This is a genomic window from Chryseobacterium sp. PTM-20240506, from assembly GCF_048296755.1.
In the GTDB taxonomy this organism is placed as follows: Bacteria; Bacteroidota; Bacteroidia; order Flavobacteriales; family Weeksellaceae; genus Chryseobacterium; species Chryseobacterium proteolyticum.
Genome location: NZ_CP182581.1, coordinates 1,815,974 through 1,841,881, shown reverse-complemented (window position 1 = coordinate 1,841,881; position 25,908 = coordinate 1,815,974). Strand labels below are relative to the sequence as shown.

Here is a 25,908-nt window from a genome sequence, read left to right as displayed (position 1 = left end):
TAGATGGTATTTTAAATATAGCCAAGGGAATACTGAGTCCGATATTATAAAAATATTGGCAAGTTTTTCTGCTTTCTGGAGTTTGTATTTGTAAAGAAGAAAAGAGTATAGTTCCTATTACTGATCATAGGAGGAATTTCCGGCTTTAGCACATTGATCTAGGGATTGTTAGTCGTAATAACAAACATGATCAAAGGTTCATCGCCTGTGTTTTCGATGGAATGATAACCTATTGAACTGATGGCTGTAATATCACCTTTCTGAAGTGTTTTTTTACGCTCGGGTCCGTGAGTTCCTGTTCTTTCCCGGTATTCTCCTGTTCCATGAACAACGACATAAAGTTCTTCTTCATTTCTTGCATGGTGGCTATGATATCCGGATTCGTCTCCTTTGTTCAGCAAGACCATATAAGCAGCCAGGCGATTATTGGCTAGCTCTTTATCGCCGAACATTTGTAACATATAAACGGTTCCTTTTCCGCCATACATACCTTCACGTTTATCAACGCGGGTAATGGTTCTTTCATCTTTTTGGAATGCCATTACATACAGGTGGATATACTTTGAAACTTCTTGTATAACGTGGTCAAATTCTGCTCCTTCAGATAGTATTACGGTATCGGCCATTGTGAGGTCATGATTAATGGATAAAATAGGATTTCAAGGTACCAAAAATTAAGCAGCATTGCAAGCAATTCAGTATGTATCATTATATGTTCCGGATCATAAAAAGAGATTCGTCAATATCAATAACGTTTTCAGCAAATAAGAAGTAAGCGGTATTCGCCATCTTTTTCAATGGGGGCCCTGTGAACACAAGGAAGAACTTTTTGTTCCGGATGATCTACTGCCAGTCGCCAAAGATGCCCTGATCCGAGACTGACCGGTTCAGCATTAATCTTTGGCTGATAGTGCAGGTCGAAGAAGTATTCTTTCAGGAAATCTTCAAATTCTGCTTCCGGACCGTTATGTAATTTTCTAAGCTTTTCCCTGATCTCGGGGATCAGAATCTTTTGCTCCACCTGGTCATTGGGTATAATTTCACTGGGAGCCCCGTGATAAGTACACAAAAAAGTATCGGTGCCGATGGGGGAGCGGTCTACATGATATGAATATACATCGGTTGAGATGAAATCCAGTTCTTCGTCCCGGTCATAATTTTTAAGCAGGTTGAGGGAAGGCAATGCTCCGAAGTCTTCCAATAAACGTAAATCATTGAGAATCGTTTCCCTCGCAGTAATTCCTTTTTCTGAAAGTGGTAATGCCAAAAGATCGTCAGTGGAAACTTCCGTAATATGATCTTTTAAATGAAGCTTAGAGACAATTTCTTTAAAGTCTCCGGTTAAATTCCTGTGCCAGCAGATTGCATTCATAGTTCCGTAAAAATCGGTATCGATGAGTTCTGAAAAGGAAGATACCACTTCAATTTGTTTGCTGCTGGAAAATATAGGATTCATATGATGGAATAAACTGTTAAGCCGTTTAATACTTTACAAAAGTAAGGAATTGGAGATAACTTTAAATTGACTTGTCTTCAACAGGACTGGATATGAAAATTGAAAAGCAGGTTTTTATACCTGCTTTTTATAATGTGATGGAAAAGACACTAGTCTTCCAAAACAGGTGCCTCTTCAATAAGTGCTTTTAAAGATTCAGGAAGAAAAGGCCTGCCACCGGTTGAAGGCACACAAGTTCCGGTAAAAGTTGCTTTTGTCGTCACCTTACCATTCAGGATAATGGATTGCTTAAAATGAATCTTAGGAGCGTCACCTTTATCCCTGAACAGTTCACAGGTTACCGTAAAGGTATCTCCTTTTTTCAGAGACCTGAGAAAACTGATCGTGTATCCTGATAATACCATATTAACCCCATTTTTTGCTTCATTTTCAAGGTTAAACCCCAAAACCTCATCAATATACTGGTGTCTGCAATATTCCATATAAAACGGATAATATAAACCGTCCATAATTCCCTGTACATCAATGTGCTCTTCTTTAGTCACATATTCTTTTGAATATTTCATAATGATAATTCTATATTTAATACATAAAGCTAATTATAATTGGCGCCAAATCAAAATTGAACGAAGAGATCTTAACCTACACAAAGAAAATTTAATAATATTTTAATGTATTATATTTCTCTATGTGTTGATATATTGTGATTTATTTATACTTTTGTTTCCATTATTTCATCCCGATTGTACCCGCTTATTTCCTATAATATATGACAGATCGTTGAAGATTCCTTACCATTGGAATTCCGGTCACGTCATGATGGTAGCCAATAAACAGATCATTTTAATAATAAAAATAAAACATGAAAAAAGCAATTTTTATCCTGCTAGCATTAAGTACACTGGCTTGTGCTCCTGAAAATTCTGATGATGCACTGGTAAAATCGGGCAATGTTTTCCAAAGTTCCAACTTGTCCGTCACATCCAAAACCTCAAGGCCCCAGACCTGGGCTCAAAAAGTTTCAGGTTCTCCTTTTGATAATCTGTATAAAGTAAATAATGATGTGTATAGAAGTGAGCAGCCTGACAATGCGGGCTTTAATTTTCTTGAGCAAAAACATATTGCTTCGATACTTAACCTGAGGGAAGGTCATACAGATCATGTGGGAGGAACTAACTATGCAGGTAACCTGTATAATGTTCCCATGAATGCTTCATCCGTATCAGATGTTGAGATCATTAAAGCTTTGCGCATAATAAGAACCGCCCCGAAACCTATTGATGTGCATTGTGCTCATGGTAGTGACAGAACCGGTGTTACGATGGCGATGTACCGTATTATTTTCCAGAACTGGAGTAAAGAGGATGCCACTGAAGAAATGACAGAAGGAGGCTACCATTTCCATTCCCAATATACCAATCTTATCGATTATATCAGGGATGTGGATGTTGATTACATCAAAGGACAGGTATTTAACTAATTAGTTTCTGATTTAAAACATAAAAAGTCAGTATTTCATTATACTGTAATCCTAACCTATAAATTAATCCAGGGAATCACTTTCCTGGATTTTTTATTTGTAAGTTACATTTTTACAATTTTAAGAAGTATTTTATAAATACATTCGTTGAAAGAGTTATTAAAACCCTACCAAAGGGCTAAATAGGAAGGATGATATTTAAAAAATATAGATATAATCACTGATTGCAAAAGCCGTTCTTGCATGATTGAATGGCATAACACTAAATCTTTTAATATGAAAAATGCAAAATTACTTAGCAGAACTAAATTGAAAAATGTAACAGGCGCAAAAAAAGCCGTTGGTGGTGGGATTTGTGATGACTGGTCCAATGATAGTTATGATGTTTGTTTTAATTGCTGTGTAGCTTGGGCCTCAAATCAACCCAGCTCACCATCTGATCCGGGAGGACTTGAAGAGTGCTCTACTTTATGTGCCCGAAATGGTGCCCCGTGGTAATTAAACAGAATCTAGATCAGCTTGATTAAAATTAGTATTTATCGGATGTTACACCGGAAAGGTGAAGTATAAAAGAGGATATCTCCAGAGATATCCTCTTTTATTATTTTTTACAAAACTGTTATATTATAGGCAAATCTTTTAAATTTGATAATCCTGCTCTCTCATAAACAGGACATAGCCTATGTAGTCATTACACCGGTGTAATTTTAATATAAAACCGCTCCATGGAAAGAAGAGAATTTTTGAAACAGTGTTCAGTTGCTGCATCCGGCTTGGTTCTTGCGAATATACTACCATCCTACGCCAGTGCCATGTTGCGGGAAGAACATTTACGGTCAGGTAAATCACTGTTTGAAGTTTTCAGTAATCCGGAAAATCGGTACCGCCCATTTGTACGTTGGTGGTGGAATGGCAATAAGATTGAAAGATCAGAACTTGCCAGGGAGCTCAGGATTTTAAAGGATGCGGGAATAGGAGGGGTTGAGATCAATCCGATATCATTTCCTTCGCGTACGGATGACATGGGGAAGCAAAGTATTGATTGGCTAAGTGACGAATGGATAGACTTATTGAAATTTACGCTGGAAGAAGCTAAATCTCTGGAGATGACCTGTGATATATTGGTGGGTACGGGTTTTCCCATGGGTGGCGATTTTTTAGAAAAAGAAGAATGCTCACAAATAGTGGTGATCGCCGTAAAAAAATTAAAGGGTCCTCTTACCACGGAATTTTCTCTTTTTGATCTTTATAAAGAAGCCGATCCGGCGATTACCAGCCCATACAGCGGAAGGACGATGGAAATGCTGGACGTAAAACTTGTGCCGGATCCGCTCAATAGGATAGACGAAATGATGGATCTTTCGGATCAGATTAAAAGCGGAATGATAAAAGTTTCTATACCCAAAGGTAATTATGCGGTTTATGGATTGGTGAAAATAGAACGCTTTATGCGGGTGATCCAGGGGGCGCCGGGTGGGATGGGACCCGTTCTGAATCATTATAATTCTGCTGCCGTGAAAAAATACCTCAACAGGATGAGTGATAGCATTCAGCGAAAAACAGGACCTCTTGCAGGCTATGTCCGCTCTTTCTTTGTGGATAGTCTGGAAATAGAGGGGGCCAACTGGAGTGAGGATATGATCACAGAGTTTAAAAGAAGGAGAGGATATGATATTTATCCTTATTTGCCCTTTGTATTATTTAAAATTGGAGCAATGGGAAATACCACGGGGCAGAATATCCAATATCCCGTAAAGACGGGCGAAGTGTTCAAAAAAATGACAGACCGTATGCGGTATGATTTTGAGCTTACCAAAGCAGAGCTTTTTGAAGAAAGGTTTGTTACTCCCTATGTAGACTGGTGCAAAGAGAATAAAATACAATCGAGAGCGCAGGCCTATGGAAGAGGCTATTTTCCATTGGAAGGAAGTTTTGAAATTGATATTCCAGAATGTGAAACCTGGCTGAAATACGGTATCGGAGAAGATATCAGTGAAGAGAAATTCACACAATATCCCTGGCATCTTGGCAGGGGAAACACGATGATCAATAAGTTGGTTTCTTCTGCAGCCCATCTGAAGAATAAAAAACTGATCAGTTCCGAAGAGCTTACCAATACTGACATGGTGTTCAATGAGTCTCTGGAAATTTTCAAAATAGCGGGGGATCAGAGCACGATATCGGGAGTTACAAATCCCGTTTTTCATGGATTTAACTATTCTCCGCCGGAAGCAGCTTTTCCAGGCTGGATTACCTATGGTGGATATTTTAATGAAAAGAACACGATGTGGCCTTATTTTAAACATTACACAGATTATCGTGCCCGGTTATCGGCGGTATTGCAGCAGGCTACCATGTTTGCCGACATTGGGCTGTTAGCTCCCTTTGCTGATCAGTGGTCGGAATACGGTGCCCAGATGGAACCTTTTCCGGTTATCGTATCGCCGGCATATCAGGCTTTGATCTGGGAATCCATTCATCAGAATGGTAACGCTTGTGATTATGTTTCCGAACGTGTGATCCAAGACTCGGAAGTAAAAAAAGGATTCCTTACGTATGGAAGCAGAAAATACCATACTCTTTTTTTAATTGAAGTGCATAGTTTGGATACAGCCACAGCAAGCAAACTGTATGATTTTATAAGGGAGGGTGGAAGAGTCTTTTGCATTGAAACGGTTCCCGAAAGATCAACGGGTTGGAATAATTATGAAAAAAGAGATCAGGAAGTGAAGGAATGGGTGAGAAAGATGGAGGCTTATCCTGACCGTTTCATTGTATTGCATAAACCTACGGCTGACTTTTCAGGGTGGTATAAAACCGTACAGGAGAAATACAGCCTAAAGCCCTATATGAAAATCCGGAAACCTGAGTCCTTTATAACTCAAGTGCGTTATCAGACAACAGATGCAGAGCTATTCTTACTGACCAATTCGAGCAGCAGGCATAGTGCTTCACTGGATATTCAATTTGATCAGGAGATCATTAAGCGTAAACAGGCGTGGTTGTGGGATGCGACAACAGGCAGGAGAAATAAGCTGGCAGTAGAAGAGGGGCTTTTTCATATAAATTTAGGTCCTGCAGACTCAAAACTGATTGTTTTTGATCATCATAGAAAAGGAACCATGTGGAAAGCTCATCCGTTAACAGGAACTCAAGTAAAAGAACTGAGCACTGGATGGGATGTGGAGTTCAGGCATTATGACGGGACCGTCAACAAAGAAAAGCTGGATCGTCTTACTGATCTTAAGGAGCTGTCTTCTTACAGTCATTTTGCCGGAACTGTAGTTTACCGTACTACATTTCAACTTGGAGATCATGATACCAAGGATTTCCTGAATCTTGGAAGTGTATATGGAATCTGTGAAGTAAAGGTGAATGGAACAGAAGCCGGAACCCAATGGTTCGGCCGAAGGGTGTATGCTCTCGATGGCTTGCTCCATATCGGTGAAAATGAAATCGAAATTAAGGTCATTACCGTTATGGTAAACTATATGAAAACGCTTAAAGATAATGAAGTGGCTCAGTACTGGACCAACCAGAAAAAGAAAGACCAGCCCCTGCAATCTTTGGGGCTGGCAGGACCTGTAACGATTTACTGAGACCTACGGGAGCATAAGTCTGTTCCTTACATTATTGTTAGTATCTTACATTTAGCCTTTCTTATTCATGATCCCGAATCTCTGTTTTACCTTTGTCTGTGATGAGTTCAGGAATATCCTGATCTAAAGCAATATAGGCATGAAAATAGTATTTATAACATTATTGATGATGGGATCAACTGATTTTTTATCTGCTGTCCGGTCACCTTATTATTTATCAGAGCATCGTTTTAAAAGTAATTTGAATATGGACAATAAAACAGTACTTGAAAAAGCAAATCTAGCTATCGCTAAAGGAGATTATGAAGGTTTTCTTTCCTACTGTACCGATGATACACAGTGGACATTTGTAGGTGAACAGGTTTTGAAAGGAAAGGAAGAAGTGCGAAAATATATGGCAGTTGCTTATACAGAACCACCTGAATTTAAAGTAGAAAAATTAGTAGCCGAAAATGATTATGTGGTGGCTATAGGAAGAATAAGCATGAAGAATAAAGAAGGGAAAATTGTTGACTATTCTTATTGTGATGTTTGGCGATTCCGTGATGGAAAGATGGCAGAATTGAAAGCATTTGTCATCGAAAAGAACTGATCATAAAAAAATCCTCCGAAACGGAGGATTTATTATTGATACGCTTATCTTAAGATGAATAAGCTAAAGCTTTAGTTACGGAAAAAAGGGCTTACCCCTGAAGAATCAAAAGTAAAGGCAGTCTGATTTTCAGATTTGTCCAGTTTTTTGTTAATGGTAAGCGCCCATAAAACAAGCTCCTTACAGAAGTTCTGATCTTCTTCACTTAATTCGGAGGCGTTTTCCTCAACCACCTGCACCAGAGGAGCAATACTGTTAAGCTTGGAATAGAACTCTTCATCCGTATCCGTGTAGTTCAGTTCCAGCTGATTTTTGTTGAACCATTTGATCAGGTCCGTATAAGGAGTTTTGATGCCCTCTTTCTCCAGCTTTGAAATGCGTGGGAAAATCGATTCAAACTGTACCATCACGGCTCTGTCGATTAATATTTTCGCTACATAATCTGCTCCTTCCTGCTCCCCTTCATACACAAGTTCGATTTTCCCTGTGATCGATGGAATGATAGACATAAAATCAAGCAGGCGAACCGTTGTTTTTTCTGCATCGGTTTCTATTAAGCGCAGTTTTGCGGCAGCCACAAGGTTTTCCATTGCACTGATGGTCAATCTGGCACTTACCCCGCTTTTTTCATCCACATATTCACTGTCACGTGCTGCAAAGGCAACACCTTCCAATAAATCTTTTGCAAGACCCGGAACCTGTATCCTTGATTTGTCTTCAGGTGATATAAGAGCTTCCTGCTCCGTAATTTGACGGGCAAGATCAATGGTTCGGGGATAATGGGTGAAGATCTGCGAACCGATCCTGTCTTTAAGAGGAGTTACAATGCTTCCCCTGTTAGTATAGTCTTCAGGGTTTGCAGTAAATACAAACTGAATATCAAGAGGCATTCTCAACTGAAACCCTCTGATCTGAATATCTCCTTCCTGTAAGATATTAAATAACGAAACCTGGATGCGGGCCTGTAAATCAGGGAGCTCATTGAGAACAAATATCGAACGGTTGGCACGCGGAATCATTCCGTAATGCAGCACGCGTTCGTCAGAATATGGAAGCTTCAGGGTGGCAGCTTTAATCGGATCGATGTCTCCGATTAAGTCGGCAACATTTACATCCGGTGTGGCCAGTTTTTCAAAAAAACGGTCTGAGCGGTGTACCCATGAAATAGGGGTGTTGTCTCCCAATTCATCAATAAGGTCTCTGGCAAATTTCGAGATCGGATGAAATGGACTGTCATTAATTTCAGATCCTTTTACAACAGGCATGTATTCATCCAGAAGGTCTACCATGCTTCTCGCAATTCTTGTTTTTGCCTGTCCGCGTAAGCCCAGTAAGTTAATATGGTGTCCTGCTAGAATGGCTTTCTTCAATTGAGGGATTACGGTGTCTTCGTAACCCAGTAACCCTTTAAATACGGGTTCTTTAGCTTTAATCCTGGCAATAAGGTTCGCCTGAATCTCTTGACTAATCGTTTTATGGGTATATCCGGAATCTTTTAACTCTTTGAATGTAATATCGTTTTTCATTGTTTCTTTTAAATAAATAATCTATATACTGTAATAAAAGGATGAGAATCTATATATCTAACCTCTAAATTCTAAGATCTAAAATCTAAAATCTAGCATCAAACTATATTCTCCTTATCCTGTTTTTTTCATAATCTTCAAAAATCATCTGCCCCAAACCAGACAAGCCTGTAAGAAACGCCTTCCCTTTATTCTGTGCTGTAAATACTTCCACAAATTTACGGAGATAGGGATCCTGGGCAATCATAAAGGTTGTAATGGGAATTTTCAGCTTTCGGGCCTGGGCCGCTTTATGCAGGCATTGTGTAACTATTTTTTCGTCAAGACCAACACTATTCATATAGAACTCACCGCTAGGAAGCTGAATGCAGCTCGGTTTTCCGTCGGTGATCATGAAAATCTGTTTATTGGTATTTCTTTTTCTGCGAAGAATATCCATCGCAAGCTCCAGACCTGCCACCGTATTGGTATGATACGGTCCCACTTTTAAATAAGGAAGATCTTTGATCTTAATAGGCCAGCCTTCATTACCAAACACGATAATGTCAATAGAATCCTTAGGGTATTTTCTATTGATCAGCTCAACTAATGCCATGGCTACTTTTTTGGCAGGAGTGATGCGGTCTTCACCGTATAAAACCATGGAATGGCTGATGTCAATCATCAATACGGTGCTCATTTGAGCTTTATGTTTTGTTTCCTCTACGATGAGGTCATCTTCCGTCATGCGTAAATCAGAAATGCCATTATTGATCTGTGCATTTTTTAAGCTCTCCGTCATATTAACCAAAGATAGTTCGTCTCCATATTGGTAAGATCGGTTCTCACCATCTTTTTCATCACCGATTCCCGTTTTTGAAGTGCGGTGATTTCCGATTCCCGTTTTCTTTAGTTTACCGAAAATCTGGTCCAGTGCATATTCTCTTAATGCAGACTCTAATTTGGCGGTTAATATATTTTTCCCTTTACCGGATCCTGTATTGCCGTCTTTCGGATCATCTTCCTCTTTGATGTACCCGCGCTTTTTCAGATCTTCCTCAAAGTCCTGAAGCGTATATTCATCATTGAAAATATCATACTCCTTATCGAGAAGATCAAGCCAGTGAAAGGCTTCCTCGATATCTCCGGAAGTGTGGGTGAGCAGATCCTTAAAAACATCAAAGACCCGGTCAAAATCTGATGTTTCTTCCGGAATATGTTTACTGAAAGTAAAACCTTTTTGAAAATTTAAATATTTGTTTGTCATAAGACATTGCGGTTTTTCGGTTAACTGCTTTTTTTTGTTTAGTAAAATTGTAATGTAATAAATGAACCAAGTAATTGTTTCAGTCCTGAATCAAAGCGAAATGTATTTGCAATATTCCTTAATTTTTTATTGAATTTAAAAAACTACAAGTTATGAAAATATCATTTCAACATACCTGTTGGAAAATAGAAAATACTAATGGCTTTGATAAGCAATGAAAATATAATCGATACAGATATTTTCGTGCTTCCCTTTTGATTTGCAGAAAGTTTTTAATGGATATTGTAATGATATACTAAATTATAATAAATTATTTTTAATAATTTTTCCTTTTATAAAGCCATTTTGGCAAAATTTTTATATCTATATATTCGTTTTATTTAAAAGGAATTTTTCGTTTACAGAATTGGGAGGAATATGTATATAATAACGGATCAGTTAAAAGATAATGGGTTTAGTATCAACCGGTTGGATTATATCATAAAAAGAAATAACAACAAAAGGGAGATGAACACGCTGGAATACTTTTGTATTTATATTGTTTTAGAAGATATTACATTAACGGTGGAAGATGTTGCGTACGGCATTAAAGCCGGTAATATTGCATTTGTAGGTCCCCAGAAGAAAATCGTTTTTGGCAAGACAAAAAGATCCGATGTCTTCGCGATCGTATTTTCTTCAACCTTTTATGAAAGGTCAACAAAAGACAGCCTGTTTATCAACTCCCAGCTTTTCTTTAACTATAATTCAGATGTTTTTGTTGCTCCTTTTATCAATATAGAACAGATGCGTGTGGTATTCATGGAAAGAATGGAAAGCTTTCAGCGTAAAGATAAAAGCTTATATATTTCCGCCGCCCATAATGCCATTGAAAGGCTTATACTGGATGCCTTCTTACATATTCCTACCGAAGAAATAAAAAATGATTTCAAATTCGATTATATGTATTATGTCAATCGGTTTAAAGTGATTTTGCAAAGGGATTATAAAACGGCAAAAAAGGTTTCTTACTATGCCAATGAACTCAGTATATCTTCAAGGAGATTGACGGAGATGACTGAATACATGCTGGGAAAAACTGCAAAACAGGTGATCATTGAAAAACTGGTGAACGAATGTATAAAAGCCCTGAAGTTTTCCAATTGTACGATTTCCGAAGTTTCTTATGAGCTGGGTTTCAGCGATGAAGGGAATTTCAGCAACTTTATCAAAAAACATACCGGTAAAAATCCCTCCGAAATGAAATAATTATCGAATTTATTGTAGGTGGGTATAGAATTTATTGTATATTTACCTATGTAACCGATTGGTGAAAAATCCAGGCAATATGCTTTTTAAATGGTTTTTATTAATTGTTTTATTTTTTGCTTGTGCAAAATCTTTTGCTCAGAATTCTGATGCTTTGAGATTAAATGTACGGTTGTATCCGGCACAGATATTTTCTATCAATAATGATGAAGAAGATTCCGGAGCAACAACGTCTCGATTACCGGAATTTAAATCCGTGACCGTATCGAGTCCCTCAGGTTTTGAAGTAAAAGTACATCATGAGACCTTTAATGAGGATAGTGCAAATCTTAAAAACAATGATAACTGTTACAAAGAACATAATCTGATTGATCGTCAAAAGGGAGTAATTCAGAAAGTTTATAAAATACATGAGAAATTAGAAGCTGTACTAAAAAAATCAGGTTGTGACTCGGGTTTTAAAGCTGATCACGTCGTGCTTACGCTAATTTCTCAGTAAAATTTTAATAAGACTTGTGAAAATTACTACTGAATATATGGTATTTTTTTAAAATGCCTTTTTTACCGATATGTATATAAAAGTGAATTATTTGAGATTAAAATAATAGCGCTTTTACGGAATAGCGGTTCTATCGTTATATGATTCGACGCTTTTTATGATTTTTTCATAAAAGGCTAATTCTTTTTGTGAATAATTCACTACATAAAATTACAAGTTATAAGTGTTTTTTCACAAGAATGCAGGCTTTCTTTCTCTATACATTTGCAGCGAATTTTAAAAATTAATACAAACATCATTTTAAACTATGAAGAAATGTGTCTTAGCTTGTTTTGCTTTAGTAGGATTTGCAACATTGAAAGCTCAACAGAATGTAACCCTAAACGTAAGACTGAAGCCTATTCAGACCCTTGTTGTGAATAATGCACAGAAGGTTGTTAACCTAGACTATGTAACCAAAGACGATTACGTAAACGGAGTTTCTTCTGTGAATGCAGATCACTTGAGCATCTACAGCACCGGTGGATTTCAGGTAAAAGTAAAAAGTGCCAATGCTGCTTTACAGAATGCGGGTAAAAATATCCAGGCCAATACCATTCAGATCAAAGCAAGTGCCGGTTCTGAGGCAGTAAACGGAGCTCAATATGCACAAAATGTGCAGCTATCAGCGAATGAAACAACATTGGTAACATCTTCTAACGGAGGAGTGGATAAGAAAATCAATATTGAATACAAAGGTGCCGGAGCTAACGCATATCTTGATAATTATATCGCGGGTCAGGATCCTACAGTATACACTACAGAGCTAACGTATACTATTATTTCCCAATAAGATAATGTAAATACGATTACAGGATAAAGTGTTGCAGGTCTATTGCTGCACTTTATTCTTAATATGAAGTATCTGTAATGAAAAAATTTTCTTTCTTCTTTTGCTCCTTGTTCTGTGCCTTGTTTTCTACAATTTTTGCACAAACAGGAGTTTCTGTATCTCCACCACGGCTGTATTTCGAATCTGACCCGGGACATAGCAATACTCAAAAAGTAACTGTAACGAATGTAAGCGCAAAGAACTCTCTGGATCTGGCCATAAGCCTCGGTGATTGGGAGTATGATGAAAAAGGGGAAAATATGACCTATGGAGCCAATACAAGACCTGCATCCTGTGCAAGCTGGGTGTCTGTGAAAAAAGAAGAAAATTATTTTACGCTCGCTCCCGGCGAAAAAAAAGACATTGATGTTACCATTACTGCTCCCACCATCTTATCGGATAATTTAAAAGCTCATACTGCAGTGTTGTATGTCAGTCAAATGAATCCTGTGGATGATGTAGATAGTAAGGGGGCTCATATAAAGGTCAGCATACGATCCGGAATAAAGCTTTTTCATAAGCTGCCATTACCGGGGACTAAAAAAATTGAAATTCAGAATCTTGTCTACGGGAAATTGAGCAACAGGCTGGATCTGTTTTTTGAAAACCAGGGAGATGTGTGGATTGACGGAAAAGTATATACGGACCTTGTGAATGTGGAAAACGGTAAGAAAACGGCACTTGATCCTGTTATCTTTTATACAATGCCGGGAAATAAGAGGGAAATGAATATTTCTTTGCCTTCCACCCTTGAAAAAGGAAAATACACTGCTTCTGTAATGATCGATTATGGGGACAGTAACAATCTTGAACTGGGAGAGCTAAGCTTCACTTATGAAAAGTAAAAAGCTCGTCCTCTTCTTTGTGCTGATTTCTGTGGGTTGTTTTTCGCAAGTAACATATACTTCATGGATAAACAGCTATTTACAGATCAATTCTTATGGCGGTAATACCAATCCGGATGCCTATACTTTTACTTTGGCAGGGAATGGTAAATTCAATATTCCTCATTGGAGGGTATCCATGAGACTAAAGCAACCCATTACTTCCAATGACGGAAAATATGTAATGCCTGCCAATAAAATTTCTTTTCAGCCGGTATCTTCCTCAGGTCAGGCCTATCCCGGACCTGTTCCCACGATTCCCCAGATCGGAATGCCTTTACATGTTTTTCTTCAGGAAGGACAGGAGGTTTTTTTAATCCCCCAGTCCAATGCACCATTGAATAATCAGCCTGTACAGCCCAACGGATATTATAATCTTCAGGTGAAATACAGCCTGAATGTAGCGGGAGGATCTTACCTTGGAAATTACCCTTCATGGATCACTTTTACGGCACCTGTACAGTTCACTGCCTATGATCAATACAATAATATCATAGGGAAAACGGATCATAATTTCCAGTTTCAGATCGGTGTTCTTTCAGGAACCCCAACGGAAGTTCCGGAACTTTCACTAAAATTTTCTGCGAATGCAACCAATGGATCGCTGGAGTTTAAAAGTATGGAAGATTACATAAAAGGCGTGAGTGTATTGTATACCAATGCTTTGATTGTAAGCAGTAATACGAATTATCAGATCAGGATGAAGTCTCTTCAGGGGCAGTTTAATTCTCCGACAGGGAATACGATTCCTCTGGGAACCGTTAAAATGGGTCTTACGCCTGTTGCAGATAATAAAGGAAATGTATATCCGGTTACTTTAAGTGCCACACCTCAACTGATCGCAACGGGAGGCTCTACAAAAGGCTCTAATGTTTATTACGATATCAGATATTCCACGAATGCTAATGATGAACGGTTGATTAATGCCAGATCGGAAGAATATACCACCACAATTCAATACGAGATAATTCCTCAATAACCATGCTATATAATCTTTTCAAAAGGACATTTTCTGTTTTTTTGATACTTATTGCTGTTTTGATTTCCGCACAGAATAATGCAGGGGTTATTTTGGAGATCCGTAATGAATCCAGGGCGGATAAAGGGAATATAATAGATCTTATTGTAGTGGTAAAAAATACCGGAAACGATCCATTCAGCGGGAAGGTTGAAATCACCACGCCTTCAGGGTTCAGGAACATCTCACCTGGCAAAACGGAAGTACATATGAAGCCGGGTGAAAATTTATATCTGCCGGTAAAGATCCTGGTAAATAACAATGTTGTTGCCGGAGAATCTCATATTCTATGTAAACTTACAGATGGACAAAATTTTGTGATCGCAAAGCAGGAGATACCGTACGTGGTGTCCGAAAATAATATGATGCGGATCACTCCCGAAAACCCGGTCGTTTATATGAATAATGTAAATGATTCTGTAGAAGTGAAAGCAAGGGTTTCTAATCTTGGTAATAAAAGGCAAAACGTCACGCTGGTATTTAAAATTCCGGAAGTTTCACAGGGAAGTATTTTTATCGAAAAAAGCGGTACCATTGAAGTACAGAAAGATTCAGTATTTGTGTTTCGTTTTTTCCCTTCTAAAGTGTTGATGCGAAGCCCACAATTTACAGTCCAGATTGCAGGCTTCAGAGAGCCGGATAAGGAAATATTCGGAAATACTTCTGTTTCGGTTCAGAATATATCTTCCACCCAACGTTATGAGGACAGGGAAACCGATATTTTCTCAAATTTCAGTAAGAACAGTATTACAGCCAGTTACAGGCGTGTGGGTGAAAACCTGAATATGTACCAGATGATCGGGTCGGGAGGCTTTAATCTTCCTTCGGGATATCTCTATATAAGAGGGAACATCTATGCAATGAACAATCATAGTGATCCCGTTGTAAATAATACTTATATATCATACCATCGGGAAAATAATGAATTTACCCTGGGTAACATGAGCAAATTACTTGAACTCTCCCTCTTTGGAAGAGGAGCAGAGTATGCATTTACATCTTCTGATAAAGATAAGAAAATAGAGGTAGGTTTTGTAGATCAAAGCTTTAGTCTGATTGAAAGGAATTCATTTTTAAAAAACGGCTATGGTTTTTATACCAGAGGAACCCTGGGAGCACAAAATGCATCTCGAAGCATATCGGGAACTTATATTTTCAGAAACGATCCTTATGACAAAGCAAGGCATCATCTTGCAGGTACAGATGTACAATATGCTTTCAATCAGGACTGGAAAATGAATGCTAAAATGTACAGTGGACTTAGCTTTTATGAAGATATCAATACTACTAAGCCTTCTTTAGCACTGGAGTCTCAGTATTCAGGAAGGATAAAGAAGGTGAACCTGAACGGAAATTATTTTTACAGTACCGATTATTATCCTGGAAACAGGAGGGGAATGCTACAGATTCAGCAGAATTTTTCCACCCATATTTTTACCGATCATTATGTGTATGCTAATATAACGGTGTCTGATTTTTCTCCTAAATTTTATTTTTATAATACAGCCATGCAGTCTGATAATATAAGAGTGGATACCGGAATCAATTTTCCTAAAAAAGGTAATTTTGCGTTAGGGGTAGGATATCAGTATCAGGAAGAAAAGTCCAATTCCTATAATAACTTTTTTAATGTTCCGGGTAACCAGGAATCAAAACAGCTGAAAGCACAGAGGCTTACTGAATACATAACGTGGTTAAGTCCGGATAAAAAGCATTCTTCCATTATTGGGATTGAGACCGGACTTGTTAATTACCCTAATGCAGATCACCCGGATTATCAGATGAAAATTAATGGGAACTACAATTATAAGTGGCTTAATGTAAATTGTACGTACCAATATGGAAGCTATTTTCTTTCAGAATATGCTTTTTCAAAAATGATGAATGTAAATACTCCCTATGAAAAGCTTTCTCTTTCTGCTTTTGTCAATAAAAATCTTTTCCGGGAAAAAGTAAATATAAGTTCAGGAGTATCTTATACCCATGATGTTTTATATGGAAGGTCGCCATCCGGTTTTGTCAACCTGAAATATTCTAAGGAACGCTACGGGCTTTATCTCAACTCTTCATGGTTTAACTATTCTTCTAACCATTTTACCAATAACCTTTTAACGATCGAGGCAGGTGTTACCATAAATTTTCAGACCAGTACACTGAATCCCGGAAAAAAAGGAGAAATAAAAGCATTTGTCTATTATGACCGTAATAATAACAATGTATATGATGGGGAGGATCAGGAGGCAAACGATTATTTAATTATGCTGAATAATATTTCATTCAAAACAGATCAAGAAGGGAATATCAGGTATCAATCAATTCCTTTTGGAAAGTATGCTTTAAAACAGATTATCCAGCAAGGCTGGTACTATGATGAGGCATCATTTGAGGTGGATAAACACCATTATTCCCTGGAAATTCCTCTTCATCAGAATGGGACTTCGAAAGGAAAAGTTATCTATCAGTTTGATGCAAAAACAGCTTTAGAATTCAGTCCTAAAATCGGAGGGATTATTCTTAATATAATTCATAATGATCAGTTCCTGCAACGGGTAATGACTGATGATAACGGAGAATTTATTTCTTTTCTTGAATCAGGAAGTTACAGGATCGAACTTAATGGGAATTCATTGCCCGCCAATACTTATTGTGAACGAATGACCGCTGATTTTACAGTGGAGGCAGGAAAGATCGTTAGTCTGGAACCGTTCATTATTAAGGTGAAAGAAAAAAACATCAGGGTTAAAAAGTTTGGGAATTAAATTTGTGATCAACTACCCATTGTAGGGTTTTCTTCTTTAATTTTAAGCTTACAAATAATGTCTGAGAAAGACAATACGAGACAATATGATAATTGATTTAAGTAAGTGTAAAGGGAATTTTTAAAAGATGTCAATAGTTCCGGAGAAGAATAGAAAATCATTAAATTTGATAGAACAACAATCCTGATAGTTTTTCCCGGAGGTCTTTTTTCTAAAAATACTATCTTTGTGAACAATAAAAATAGCATGATGAAAAAAGTAATATTTCTGGCTTCAGCGGTTCTTGTACTCAATTCTTGTGTCGTTTCTACTGCGGCAAAAGTGGTGAAGGGAGCTGTAAATGTAAGCTACAAAGCGGTAAAAGGAACAGTAAACGGAATCAGCTGGGCAGTGAGCAAAGCAAAAGGAAAGATTGATGAAGACCGTATGGATGGTACCTGGAAAGTAGTAGGGGTTTACAAAGGTTCTTTTGAAGACTTTTCAAAAGATCAGAATCCTGAAAGCTCATTTACATCAGAATGTACAGATGGTTTTGATCAGATTATTTTCAAGGCTAAAAAATCTAAGTTTCAGCCGGTACACTGCAGCTCTGAGAAGGAAGACTGGGTGAAATATTCAATGGAATTCGGGAAAAATCCTGTAACTAAAGAAAAAGAAAATTATATAGAATATAATTCCAATAATTATATCTCAGTTATTGACGTGAATAATAAAACAATGGTTCTGGAAGGAAATCTGATGCCTAAACTGGCATTTACCGGAGCTAAACTATATCTTTTGGAAAAAGTAAAATAAGGTTTTTCAGGATATGAAAATAAATAGTTCTTTAATTCCCGGAAAGGGAATTTTTCTTGCCCTTTTCTTTTCTTTACACATCGGTGCAAATGCCCAGAAAACGGAAGATATTTCCACCATTTCAGAAAAAGATCTCACCCATATTTTAGAAAAGAACAGATCGTTTTATACACAGGGAAAAGTAGCAAACTACATTCCCGAATTGGGAAAAATGGATGCGCAGTCTATTGCTTTATCCATCGTCGGAAAAAACGGAAAAGTATTGAATGTGGGTGATGTAGGCAAGAAATTTACCATGCAGAGTATCTCTAAAATCATAGCATTAATGATTGCAGTTAGTGAAAAGGGAGAAGCTCATGTTTTTGATAAGATGGGATATTTCGGGACAAGTCAGCCCTTTAATTCCTTTTCCAATCTGGAAACATCTGGAAAACCTCTTAATCCTATGATGAATGCAGGAGCCATTCTTACGACTTCTTTAATTTCCGGGGATGGAGAGAAACCTTTTCTTAAGATTTTAGACATGGTTCGGTACATTACCAGAAATCAGACACTGGACTATAATAAATCCGTGTATGAATCGGAAAGATCTACAGGTCACCGTAACCGTGGAATGTTTTATCTGATGAAAAATAACGGGTTGATTTCAGGAAATGAAGATCAGCTTGATAATTACTTCAAACAATGCTCCATCGAACTCACAGCAGAAGATCTTGCCAAAATAGGATATTTCTTTGCGAACGGATGTGTTCGTTTTGATGGTGATTCTCAATATAAAAATGCAGAGATAGCCCAGTTGATAGAATCCCAAATGCTTATTGCAGGGATGTATGAATTCAGTGGGGAATATGCAAGAACCGTAGGTTTGCCAAGTAAATCAGGAGTTGGGGGAGGTATCGCGATAAGCGTTCCCGGAAAAATGGGTATCGGGGTTTTCAGTCCTGCCTTGGATCAGCATGGTAACTCATTGGCGGGTTATCATATGATTTTGGATCTGGTGAAGCAATATCATCTCAGTATATTTTAAAAAATATTTTATTATGTATTGAATGGCCTATCATCAATACATTGATTTGTATTCAACTCTGATTGTATTTATATCAAAAAATATTCATTGGAATATAGAAAATAGGTGTAATTTTATCTAAGTGATTCATCATGAGTATGGTCTATGGTGTGGGAGTCATTTTTTAACCTATTCCCAATTTGTTTATGAAAAATACTTTCAACACCACGTCCTCCATCAGGAAAAACATCCTTACTTATCTTGGATTTACCCTTCTATTCTGTTTGCCGGTTTATTATATGTGCATCCGTACAGGTAAATTAGGCGGAGGAATCATATCTTATGCTACCATTGTTATGTGGTGTCCGGCTATCGCTGCCTTACTTACATGTCGTTTACGTGGTATTCCCATTTCATCACTGGGCTGGAAATGGGGGCTTACAAAATACCAGTTGCTGGCGTACGGAATTCCGTTTTTATATTCGTTTGTGCCCTACGTGATCATCTGGATCAGCGGGGCAGGAGGTTTTTATAATCACCAGTTTATAGAGGAAACAGGAAAAGGGATGGGCTGGGACCTGCCAGATGGAGCGGTTCTCGTCTTGTATATCCTGTTGATGAGCAGTTTTGGAATGGTGCGATCTGTCGGTTCTGCTTTAGGTGAAGAGATCGGATGGAGGGGATTTCTCACTCCTCAGCTGGCAAAAATCAATTCCTATACCGCTACTTCACTCTGGATGGGACTGATCTGGTCATTCTATCACTATCCATTGTTGCTCTTTTCAAATTACAATACAGGAGGGCCTAAATGGTTGGCACTTGTCTGTTTTACCGTTATGATATTTGCAAGCTGCTTTATCTTTACATGGATCCGGTTGAAGTCGGGAAGCCTCTGGTCGGCAGCCATTATGCATGCCAGCCATAATCTCTTTATACAATCTATTTTCACACCTCTTACAGTGGATAATGGGAACACCAATTATTATATTGATGAATTTGGTATTGCGGTACCGCTTGCTACGGTGGTGGTTGCTTATTTCTTCTGGAGAAAGCGAAAAGAGCTGCCAAAGCAGGAAAAGAATGAAATCATTTCATCTGGGATTTCCTGATCATTCCCGGTGAAATGATCAATAGAATAAAAAACACTGCCCTGATTATTTTCAGGGCAGTGTTTAATTTTGAATTTGTTTTGCTAAAAGCTTAAGTCCTGCCATTTGCTTAGAATAGCATCCGCTGCAGATGCATAAGTCGGGCTTCCGGTCAGTGTTGCTCCTCCTAGTATACCCACCAATTGAGGATCGTCTCCGGTAGTAAAAATAGCAGATCCGGAGTCTCCCGGTTTTGAAAAGAGTCCTGAATCTCCCTGAACCATGACCAGGTTATTGGCAATGACCTGATCTCCGTTAAAATCTGTTAGCCTTAGAGAGGTTGTAATGCTTGTGATATTTCCGGTGGTGATATCACTGGTAATTCCACTTTTGCGAACTTCCTTACCGATAAGAAGTGCATCGATCTTTGCAAATCCACTAATGATTTCCTCTGCTCCAAATACTTTTCCTATCGTGGCATTTCTGTCTTTTCCTTTTCTGGCAATGGCACCGTCTAACCAAACATTGATCGTTTTGAAGTCTCCGCGTGGTACCAGAACATTTTCATAATAATAATCCTTGAGAGTTGCACAGTTGTGGCAGTAATTTAAAGCGGTTCTCCATTTAGACTGTTGGCAAACATCAGAATCCAATTCGGTACCGACACCCGCAAGAACATGGGCGCATGTCAGCATATATGGATGTTCGTCGGGTCCCTTTTTTACCATTACCCCCAAAGTACCACTGCCTGCCATTTTTTTACCATTTTGTCTGAGTGTCCCATTGGCTGAGATACTGATTCCACCGATCAGGGGATCTGTTTTTTCATTGCGGGTGGTTACTTCGGTTACTTCATAAGATAAAGGTTCAGGATCTACTTCCAGTTCAATAACATCTGTAGGGCACCCAAAGATGGTCAGGGGAATAGCCTGTGAAACCTCAGATAAAGGGAGTTTATTTTTCACTCCAAAGGTATAGCTCAGTGTTTTGGTAAGGCTGTCGTTAACGGTTTTCAGAGAAACCCCAACCGAGGTTATTTCAGGTCTCTGGAAATATTCTTCAATAAGTTCGGGTAATTTTTCGGCCATTTTATCGTGTAAGGCCACTTCTTCGTTGCTTAATTTCATGATATAGTTATTTAGGTTGTTGTATAAATGCTGAAGAAAGGTCACCAGTAGGTATACGCATGTGTAATTAATAAATTTACAATCTGGCTTATCTCATTTTCTAAAGTCTTGCGTAGCCATGGCTGCTTGATTTTTGCAGATAATCCTTCAGGTCTTCATAGGAAAATGGCTGACTGTATATTCCGGGTGCGTAATCTTCTGCAGGATCCATGACTTCATGATAGGTATGAATCGGGGTAAGACTTTTAGGATAACCGCCATATTCGTTTGGTGCGTTCCAATAAGCGAATATTCCATAGGCTATTGCCTGTATTCTCCTTTTGAAAAGTTTATGTTCTTCTATTGAAGCGTTTGATGCAGGTTTTAAAAGAGAAACCATTTCAAAGAGTCTTGCAGCCGTATGGGAACGGCCTGTTTCAATAGGCATTCTTGCTCTTCTTGCCATTATAGTGTCCGGCGAAGCTTCGTTCCTTGTTCCTGCTCCTAATCTTCCCTGATCCCATTTGATTTCTCCTTTGTGTTTTTTCGGGTCTTTTGAAAAAGGAGTAAGATTCTTTTGGAGTACTGCTACGCGTTCGTAATCAAAATCCTCATTTAATTCCCATCTCATGGGTCTGGGTGGGCTGTTTTTACCCTGGTAAGGATGTGGGATTAAGACAGGATGTGCCGTAGGTAGCGCTCTGCTGTTTCCCCGGGGGCTAAACAGTTCTTTAATATCATGAAGGATAGCAATATTTTCACTCACGGTAAAATCCTTTTCTGAAAAAGCCAGACTGATCCTGTCTGTTTTTATGAACATCATTTCTAATAGTGGTTGTATGCTTCCAATATTATCTATGGTAGGTTCGGTCCGTAATCTTGGATAGGAATTGGCAAGGTTGTAGCTGCCGCCCATATTCGGGAGCAGGTTGGCAATAGGGTTTGTGGTCAGGTAATAACTTAGCTTTCCACTAATACTTTCTTTTTTCCATAATTCAGCTGCTATGGCCCTTCGTAATTCATTGAGAACGGCAGCAATTTTCTCATTACTTAAAATTTTTATGGCGAGCTCTGTTTCCTTTTGCTTATTTTTCCGCAAAGAAGGATGTGAATCGTAAATGAGCTGCCTGTAAAAAGATGGCTTGTCCGGAAATGATTTCCAGTAAGCTTTTGGCTGGTCGTCGTCTAATCCGATCGAGGGTTTTACGGAGCCAAGCATGATTCCTGAAGGCAGTTGCCATGGCTCAGACCGTATCCATTCATTAAACGTTTCCTGAAGATAGGTTATATTTAAATCTCTGGGCAGAAGATGCATTACTTTTATCCCATACTCATAAGCCTTTAAAGGTAATATCTCTTTTTTCTCGCCCGGTTCTAATAGTTTCTGGTAATTTAGCATTTTGTATAATTTGGTGATGATCAATGATCTTATTTACATCACAAAGTTCGAAGGAATAGTGAGCCTGTAAAAGAGAGTAAATACCCATTTTTAGAAATTGGGGGTATACCCTGATTGATTATATGGATGCATATAATAATGTGTTTAAAACAAAAAAGATGAGCTGTGAAGCTCACCTTACGGGTATAAATGATATGATTGAAAAGGGTATTAATGGAAGAGCATACGCGCATGAGAGGAGCATGTATGGATTCTTACCATTTTTGTCTTATTCCGGATGAACAGCTCAAAGTAACAAACAAAAAGAGATGAATTTTAGAGTAGAAATAACCAAATATAACTTTCCGTACAAATACTTACCCCATACTTTGCATGCGATTTACAGAATAGGTAATCTTACCTAATCGATTTGGTATAATAGTACATGAAAAAGCAGGCTTTTTAAAACCTGCTTTTATGTTTGTTAGCTTATTAATGGGATGTTATACTAAGTATATAATTGCTTGAAATATTTCACGTGTAAATAAAACGGAATCAGTGATTTGATGGACGCTACATGAATGTTTTTTTCTTTCAAACGTGCAATATCAACGACAGGTCTGTAAATCATGACGTAAACGAAGAGGTAAATTACAAAATAGACAGAATTTAAGCTGCTGATAAAAAGAAGTCCTAACAGAGGCATCAATATAACAATATAATAAACTAATGCATTTTTCATAGTGAACAATTTTTGATGGCACAAGCCGCCGTAACTGCAATAGAAGTCTGCGGAATAAAGGCTGTTTCAACCCACAGTGTTACACTCATCCAGCCGTGGTTCACATAAGTCCCCGCAATGCAATTAGCTACTGCCTGCCCACATCCTCTGCTTGTTGTGCCGGATGTGCTCAGATCCTGAACATTTCTGAAATAGATGCGCCCTTCCTGTTTATTTAAAACGTAATCTACAGAATTGATTAACTCCTCACCATCATAATACTTAACGGTAAAGTTTTCATCATCTACCTTACTCATTCCTGTTTCTAAAATTCCTCCGAAATTTCCCTGATCATCAGGAACTGCAAATATGGCCATTTGCTCTTCTTTGGAATCAAAATTGAAATCCCTCTGCAGAAAATAATAAGCATCTACTTCCTTGTTATAATACACATTATCCGTATCATAAATAGTAGAGTCTATAACTCTAGATGTTTTTTTATCTCCTATTTTAGATTGAATGTAAGCCTTAAATTTGGCACTAAGATCATTCTTTACGACCTTGTTTTCTTTTTGTTGTACATTTTCTTCATCCTGTCCACATGATGTTAATCCCAGAGTTGCCAGCGCAAATACAAATAGAAATGCTTTTCTCATAATTTTGAATTTAATAGTTTTAATTTTTTTGACACCGCAAATCTAATTGTTCAGCACAAAATGAATAGAATGAAAAAAATTAAAAAAAAATTAAAATTTATATTTGTTTAACTGTTGTCTGTTTATTGATGAATATTTACATGTATTGTTTAGTTTTTATTGAGGATTAATATGGTGTATTGTAATATTAATGATTTTTCTGAATTACAGTAAGGGAATTAAAAGTGTAGTTTTATGCCATATATTGTAGGGTTAAATGCGTTAAAAGATGTATTTGCTATGTTTTTCACATCTCTATTTGTGCAAATTGATAGTCGTTTGGGATATTTATGCAAATGATTTGATCATACGGTGATAATCCTTGTCGCTGATATTGGATGCCTTCACTTTAATGCGAACCGGAGATTCTTTCTGCTGGCTGTTGACTTCGATTACAATCTTTTTTGCCATTAAGGATTCTTCAATTTTAAATGCACGAAGACGGTTGACCGGATAATCAACACTAGGGAATATGACTCCTTTTTTCAGCGGATGATAATATTTAATTGAAAAGACAGCTCCGGTGTTTTCAAAATGAAAGACTCTTAACCTGATGATACTGGTTAAAGTCAGCACGAATACAACAAGAGAAGCAGACAGTATTGTCCATAAAATACTTTCTTCCATAAATGATTTTAGGATGTAGCCGGCAATGGCTAAGAATACATCAATTATCAATAAAGCCATCAGAATTCTCATCTTGAAAATGACTTTTTTTCGATTAGTTACGACCATGTTTGTTTTTATTAATTAATCTTAAAAATTTGTTTATTTTGTAAAAATAATAAGATTATTTTATTTACAATATGTTAAATTGTAAAACTTTAATGGAAAATATTTTTTATATGGCGGGCGGTTCGTAACTCTATGTTTTTCAGGTTAAAATAGGCATTATTTTATTTTTAATTCTCTACTTTGTGATATTTTAAAATGAGGATTTTTCCAGTGGGAAAATGGTATTCATCCAAAGCATAAAAGTACCGACAAAACTGAATGGCTAGAGATATAAATGATGATTGCCCTGATAGAAGGCATTTCGGGAGATTTGAGAAGAAGAAAAGAATATTTCTTAAGAATTTCTGAACTCGGAAGCATTTTTTCCGGAGTACATTTTAAAAAAACGGCTGAAATGAGCTGAACTTTCAAATCCGAGTTCATAGGCTATTTCTTTTACGGATTTATCTGAATAATGAAGATAACGTTTAGCTTCCAGGATAATTCTGCTCTGTATAATCTTTGACGGTGCGGGTTGTTTCAGGATAGCAAAGATGTTGCTTAGTGTTTTGGGAGATTTGTGGAGGGCTGCTGCATAAAAATTGACACCGTGTTCCTGCTTGAAGTGCGCTTCAAGAACCAGCATGAATTTCCTTACCAAATCCATTTTTTCATCGGGAAACAACTGATAACTTTCAGATTGCTGTTTTGCAATCCGGGTTGTTTTAATAATAAGCTGTTTGAGGAGTGTTCGCAACATTTCCCCCTGGAAGTTATCTGTAGATTCCCATTCTTCCTGAAATAGTTTTTCGAGCTGAAGCATCGCCCTTTTTTCGGAAGGATTCAGCCGGATAAACATCGGATGTTGTATTCCATAAAAAAGAAATCCTACGCAGCCCACCTCAGCATCGTGATCTACAATGCAGTAAAATTCACGGTTGAACTGCCACGCAACGAGCTGATCCGGACGTTCGAAAACAAAATGTAAACTGGCTACCAATGGTAAAATACAACCTTCCGGCAGCGTATATTCTATTTCATCTATGGTCACAGTTTGTGCCTCGCCTTTGTTGTAAACAAATGTGTTGATAGGAACTGGTGAGCCATTTCGCAATCCGATCCCTTTTAATTCCTCGTTATTGATATGCATAATAAAACGGGCGAGGGTAGATTTGTCTTCGTATTTCCGGATCATTTTATCTTTACATTATAATGTCAGTACTCGGT

The 25,908-nt window shown here is 37.8% G+C and carries 24 protein-coding genes; 13 read left to right on the top strand and 11 right to left on the bottom strand.

Annotated elements, in window-relative coordinates; genetic code table 11:
- Positions 1 to 158 precede the first annotated feature (158 nt).
- The 3 genes from ACNFU2_RS08065 to ACNFU2_RS08055 all read right to left on the bottom strand — a co-directional run bounded on the left by ACNFU2_RS08065 (position 159) and on the right by ACNFU2_RS08055 (position 2,022).
- Positions 159 to 626, bottom strand: coding sequence for a cupin domain-containing protein (locus ACNFU2_RS08065; protein WP_172279448.1), 468 nt, complete (start codon positions 624 to 626; stop codon positions 159 to 161).
- A gap of 131 nt (positions 627 to 757) precedes the next feature.
- A complete protein-coding gene (locus ACNFU2_RS08060) occupies positions 758 to 1,456 on the bottom strand; it encodes a DUF1826 domain-containing protein (RefSeq protein WP_273648599.1) in 699 nt (232 codons plus the stop codon).
- Between the two features lie 149 nt (positions 1,457 to 1,605).
- On the bottom strand, positions 1,606 to 2,022 hold the full coding sequence (locus ACNFU2_RS08055; protein ID WP_273648598.1) for an acyl-CoA thioesterase: 417 nt from the start codon (positions 2,020 to 2,022) through the stop codon (positions 1,606 to 1,608).
- 296 nt (positions 2,023 to 2,318) lie between these two features.
- Between ACNFU2_RS08055 and ACNFU2_RS08050 the strand changes: the two genes are divergently transcribed.
- The 4 genes from ACNFU2_RS08050 (at position 2,319) to ACNFU2_RS08035 (ending at position 7,127) form a co-directional block, all read left to right on the top strand.
- Positions 2,319 to 2,936 (top strand): tyrosine-protein phosphatase, encoded by a 618-nt coding sequence (locus ACNFU2_RS08050; RefSeq protein WP_273648597.1) that lies wholly within the window; start codon positions 2,319 to 2,321, stop codon positions 2,934 to 2,936.
- 243 nt (positions 2,937 to 3,179) lie between these two features.
- Entirely contained in the window at positions 3,180 to 3,434 is a 255-nt protein-coding gene (locus ACNFU2_RS08045; RefSeq protein ID WP_172279440.1) for a hypothetical protein, read from the top strand.
- Between the two features lie 227 nt (positions 3,435 to 3,661).
- Positions 3,662 to 6,535, top strand: a complete 2,874-nt coding sequence (locus ACNFU2_RS08040; RefSeq protein ID WP_418124603.1) for a glycosyl hydrolase — start codon at positions 3,662 to 3,664, stop codon at positions 6,533 to 6,535.
- A 139-nt stretch (positions 6,536 to 6,674) separates the two neighbouring features.
- Complete coding sequence (locus ACNFU2_RS08035; protein ID WP_273648595.1) at positions 6,675 to 7,127, top strand: nuclear transport factor 2 family protein; 453 nt, start codon at positions 6,675 to 6,677, stop codon at positions 7,125 to 7,127.
- 71 nt (positions 7,128 to 7,198) lie between these two features.
- On the opposite strand, the gene ACNFU2_RS08030 is transcribed toward ACNFU2_RS08035, so the two are convergent.
- Together ACNFU2_RS08030 and ACNFU2_RS08025 are read right to left on the bottom strand one after the other, a co-directional pair.
- The gene (locus ACNFU2_RS08030) at positions 7,199 to 8,653 is read right to left on the bottom strand and encodes a sigma 54-interacting transcriptional regulator (RefSeq protein WP_418124601.1); all 1,455 of its coding nucleotides are present in this window, start codon (positions 8,651 to 8,653) and stop codon (positions 7,199 to 7,201) included.
- A 103-nt stretch (positions 8,654 to 8,756) separates the two neighbouring features.
- Positions 8,757 to 9,899 carry a vWA domain-containing protein gene (locus ACNFU2_RS08025; RefSeq protein WP_418124599.1) on the bottom strand — a complete coding sequence of 381 codons (1,143 nt, stop codon included), beginning with the start codon at positions 9,897 to 9,899 and terminating at the stop codon, positions 8,757 to 8,759.
- A gap of 417 nt (positions 9,900 to 10,316) precedes the next feature.
- Here ACNFU2_RS08025 and ACNFU2_RS08020 point away from each other — a divergent pair, with 417 nt between their 5' ends.
- The 9 genes from ACNFU2_RS08020 (at position 10,317) to ACNFU2_RS07980 (ending at position 20,088) form a co-directional block, all read left to right on the top strand.
- Positions 10,317 to 11,147 carry a helix-turn-helix domain-containing protein gene (locus ACNFU2_RS08020; RefSeq protein WP_172279429.1) on the top strand — a complete coding sequence of 277 codons (831 nt, stop codon included), beginning with the start codon at positions 10,317 to 10,319 and terminating at the stop codon, positions 11,145 to 11,147.
- A gap of 79 nt (positions 11,148 to 11,226) precedes the next feature.
- Entirely contained in the window at positions 11,227 to 11,646 is a 420-nt protein-coding gene (locus ACNFU2_RS08015) for a hypothetical protein (protein WP_172279427.1), read from the top strand.
- Positions 11,647 to 11,953: 307 nt separating this feature from the next.
- Complete coding sequence (locus ACNFU2_RS08010; RefSeq protein WP_172279425.1) at positions 11,954 to 12,478, top strand: hypothetical protein; 525 nt, start codon at positions 11,954 to 11,956, stop codon at positions 12,476 to 12,478.
- A 77-nt stretch (positions 12,479 to 12,555) separates the two neighbouring features.
- On the top strand, positions 12,556 to 13,362 hold the full coding sequence (locus ACNFU2_RS08005; protein WP_418124596.1) for a molecular chaperone: 807 nt from the start codon (positions 12,556 to 12,558) through the stop codon (positions 13,360 to 13,362).
- The gene (locus tag ACNFU2_RS08000; RefSeq protein ID WP_418124594.1) at positions 13,352 to 14,380 is read left to right on the top strand and encodes a hypothetical protein; all 1,029 of its coding nucleotides are present in this window, start codon (positions 13,352 to 13,354) and stop codon (positions 14,378 to 14,380) included. The genes ACNFU2_RS08005 and ACNFU2_RS08000 overlap by 11 nt, the downstream gene beginning before the upstream one ends.
- A gap of 2 nt (positions 14,381 to 14,382) precedes the next feature.
- On the top strand, positions 14,383 to 17,178 hold the full coding sequence (locus ACNFU2_RS07995) for a hypothetical protein (protein WP_418124592.1): 2,796 nt from the start codon (positions 14,383 to 14,385) through the stop codon (positions 17,176 to 17,178).
- Positions 17,179 to 17,427: 249 nt separating this feature from the next.
- Positions 17,428 to 17,973 carry a hypothetical protein gene (locus tag ACNFU2_RS07990; RefSeq protein ID WP_418124591.1) on the top strand — a complete coding sequence of 182 codons (546 nt, stop codon included), beginning with the start codon at positions 17,428 to 17,430 and terminating at the stop codon, positions 17,971 to 17,973.
- 13 nt (positions 17,974 to 17,986) lie between these two features.
- Positions 17,987 to 19,000: a glutaminase A gene (gene glsA / locus ACNFU2_RS07985; RefSeq protein WP_418124589.1), complete on the top strand. Its 1,014-nt coding sequence runs from the start codon at positions 17,987 to 17,989 to the stop codon at positions 18,998 to 19,000.
- Between the two features lie 185 nt (positions 19,001 to 19,185).
- Positions 19,186 to 20,088 carry a CPBP family intramembrane glutamic endopeptidase gene (locus ACNFU2_RS07980; RefSeq protein ID WP_418124587.1) on the top strand — a complete coding sequence of 301 codons (903 nt, stop codon included), beginning with the start codon at positions 19,186 to 19,188 and terminating at the stop codon, positions 20,086 to 20,088.
- A gap of 83 nt (positions 20,089 to 20,171) precedes the next feature.
- Here the strand turns inward: ACNFU2_RS07980 and ACNFU2_RS07975 are convergent, their stop codons facing one another.
- The 6 genes from ACNFU2_RS07975 to ACNFU2_RS07950 form a co-directional block, all read right to left on the bottom strand.
- A complete protein-coding gene (locus tag ACNFU2_RS07975; RefSeq protein ID WP_418124586.1) occupies positions 20,172 to 21,194 on the bottom strand; it encodes a hypothetical protein in 1,023 nt (340 codons plus the stop codon).
- Between the two features lie 100 nt (positions 21,195 to 21,294).
- A complete protein-coding gene (locus ACNFU2_RS07970; protein WP_306614795.1) occupies positions 21,295 to 22,572 on the bottom strand; it encodes a hypothetical protein in 1,278 nt (425 codons plus the stop codon).
- 487 nt (positions 22,573 to 23,059) lie between these two features.
- The gene (locus ACNFU2_RS07965) at positions 23,060 to 23,293 is read right to left on the bottom strand and encodes a hypothetical protein (RefSeq protein WP_418124584.1); all 234 of its coding nucleotides are present in this window, start codon (positions 23,291 to 23,293) and stop codon (positions 23,060 to 23,062) included.
- Positions 23,290 to 23,928, bottom strand: coding sequence for a hypothetical protein (locus ACNFU2_RS07960; protein WP_172279405.1), 639 nt, complete (start codon positions 23,926 to 23,928; stop codon positions 23,290 to 23,292). Before ACNFU2_RS07960 ends, ACNFU2_RS07965 begins: the two co-directional genes overlap by 4 nt.
- A 327-nt stretch (positions 23,929 to 24,255) precedes the next feature.
- Positions 24,256 to 24,666: a hypothetical protein gene (locus ACNFU2_RS07955; RefSeq protein WP_273648580.1), complete on the bottom strand. Its 411-nt coding sequence runs from the start codon at positions 24,664 to 24,666 to the stop codon at positions 24,256 to 24,258.
- Positions 24,667 to 25,036: 370 nt separating this feature from the next.
- Positions 25,037 to 25,876, bottom strand: coding sequence for an AraC family transcriptional regulator (locus tag ACNFU2_RS07950; protein WP_273648579.1), 840 nt, complete (start codon positions 25,874 to 25,876; stop codon positions 25,037 to 25,039).
- Positions 25,877 to 25,908 lie beyond the last annotated feature (32 nt).

Coding starts and splice junctions, on each gene's coding strand:
- ACNFU2_RS08065 (WP_172279448.1), bottom strand. CDS start 626: ATGGCCGATACCGTAATACTATCTGAAGGAGCAGAATTTGACCACGTT.
- ACNFU2_RS08060 (WP_273648599.1), bottom strand. CDS start 1,456: ATGAATCCTATATTTTCCAGCAGCAAACAAATTGAAGTGGTATCTTCC.
- ACNFU2_RS08055 (WP_273648598.1), bottom strand. CDS start 2,022: ATGAAATATTCAAAAGAATATGTGACTAAAGAAGAGCACATTGATGTA.
- ACNFU2_RS08050 (WP_273648597.1), top strand. CDS start 2,319: ATGAAAAAAGCAATTTTTATCCTGCTAGCATTAAGTACACTGGCTTGT.
- ACNFU2_RS08045 (WP_172279440.1), top strand. CDS start 3,180: ATGATTGAATGGCATAACACTAAATCTTTTAATATGAAAAATGCAAAA.
- ACNFU2_RS08040 (WP_418124603.1), top strand. CDS start 3,662: ATGGAAAGAAGAGAATTTTTGAAACAGTGTTCAGTTGCTGCATCCGGC.
- ACNFU2_RS08035 (WP_273648595.1), top strand. CDS start 6,675: ATGAAAATAGTATTTATAACATTATTGATGATGGGATCAACTGATTTT.
- ACNFU2_RS08030 (WP_418124601.1), bottom strand. CDS start 8,653: ATGAAAAACGATATTACATTCAAAGAGTTAAAAGATTCCGGATATACC.
- ACNFU2_RS08025 (WP_418124599.1), bottom strand. CDS start 9,899: ATGACAAACAAATATTTAAATTTTCAAAAAGGTTTTACTTTCAGTAAA.
- ACNFU2_RS08020 (WP_172279429.1), top strand. CDS start 10,317: ATGTATATAATAACGGATCAGTTAAAAGATAATGGGTTTAGTATCAAC.
- ACNFU2_RS08015 (WP_172279427.1), top strand. CDS start 11,227: ATGCTTTTTAAATGGTTTTTATTAATTGTTTTATTTTTTGCTTGTGCA.
- ACNFU2_RS08010 (WP_172279425.1), top strand. CDS start 11,954: ATGAAGAAATGTGTCTTAGCTTGTTTTGCTTTAGTAGGATTTGCAACA.
- ACNFU2_RS08005 (WP_418124596.1), top strand. CDS start 12,556: ATGAAAAAATTTTCTTTCTTCTTTTGCTCCTTGTTCTGTGCCTTGTTT.
- ACNFU2_RS08000 (WP_418124594.1), top strand. CDS start 13,352: ATGAAAAGTAAAAAGCTCGTCCTCTTCTTTGTGCTGATTTCTGTGGGT.
- ACNFU2_RS07995 (WP_418124592.1), top strand. CDS start 14,383: ATGCTATATAATCTTTTCAAAAGGACATTTTCTGTTTTTTTGATACTT.
- ACNFU2_RS07990 (WP_418124591.1), top strand. CDS start 17,428: ATGAAAAAAGTAATATTTCTGGCTTCAGCGGTTCTTGTACTCAATTCT.
- glsA (WP_418124589.1), top strand. CDS start 17,987: ATGAAAATAAATAGTTCTTTAATTCCCGGAAAGGGAATTTTTCTTGCC.
- ACNFU2_RS07980 (WP_418124587.1), top strand. CDS start 19,186: ATGAAAAATACTTTCAACACCACGTCCTCCATCAGGAAAAACATCCTT.
- ACNFU2_RS07975 (WP_418124586.1), bottom strand. CDS start 21,194: ATGAAATTAAGCAACGAAGAAGTGGCCTTACACGATAAAATGGCCGAA.
- ACNFU2_RS07970 (WP_306614795.1), bottom strand. CDS start 22,572: ATGCTAAATTACCAGAAACTATTAGAACCGGGCGAGAAAAAAGAGATA.
- ACNFU2_RS07965 (WP_418124584.1), bottom strand. CDS start 23,293: ATGAAAAATGCATTAGTTTATTATATTGTTATATTGATGCCTCTGTTA.
- ACNFU2_RS07960 (WP_172279405.1), bottom strand. CDS start 23,928: ATGAGAAAAGCATTTCTATTTGTATTTGCGCTGGCAACTCTGGGATTA.
- ACNFU2_RS07955 (WP_273648580.1), bottom strand. CDS start 24,666: ATGAGAATTCTGATGGCTTTATTGATAATTGATGTATTCTTAGCCATT.
- ACNFU2_RS07950 (WP_273648579.1), bottom strand. CDS start 25,876: ATGATCCGGAAATACGAAGACAAATCTACCCTCGCCCGTTTTATTATG.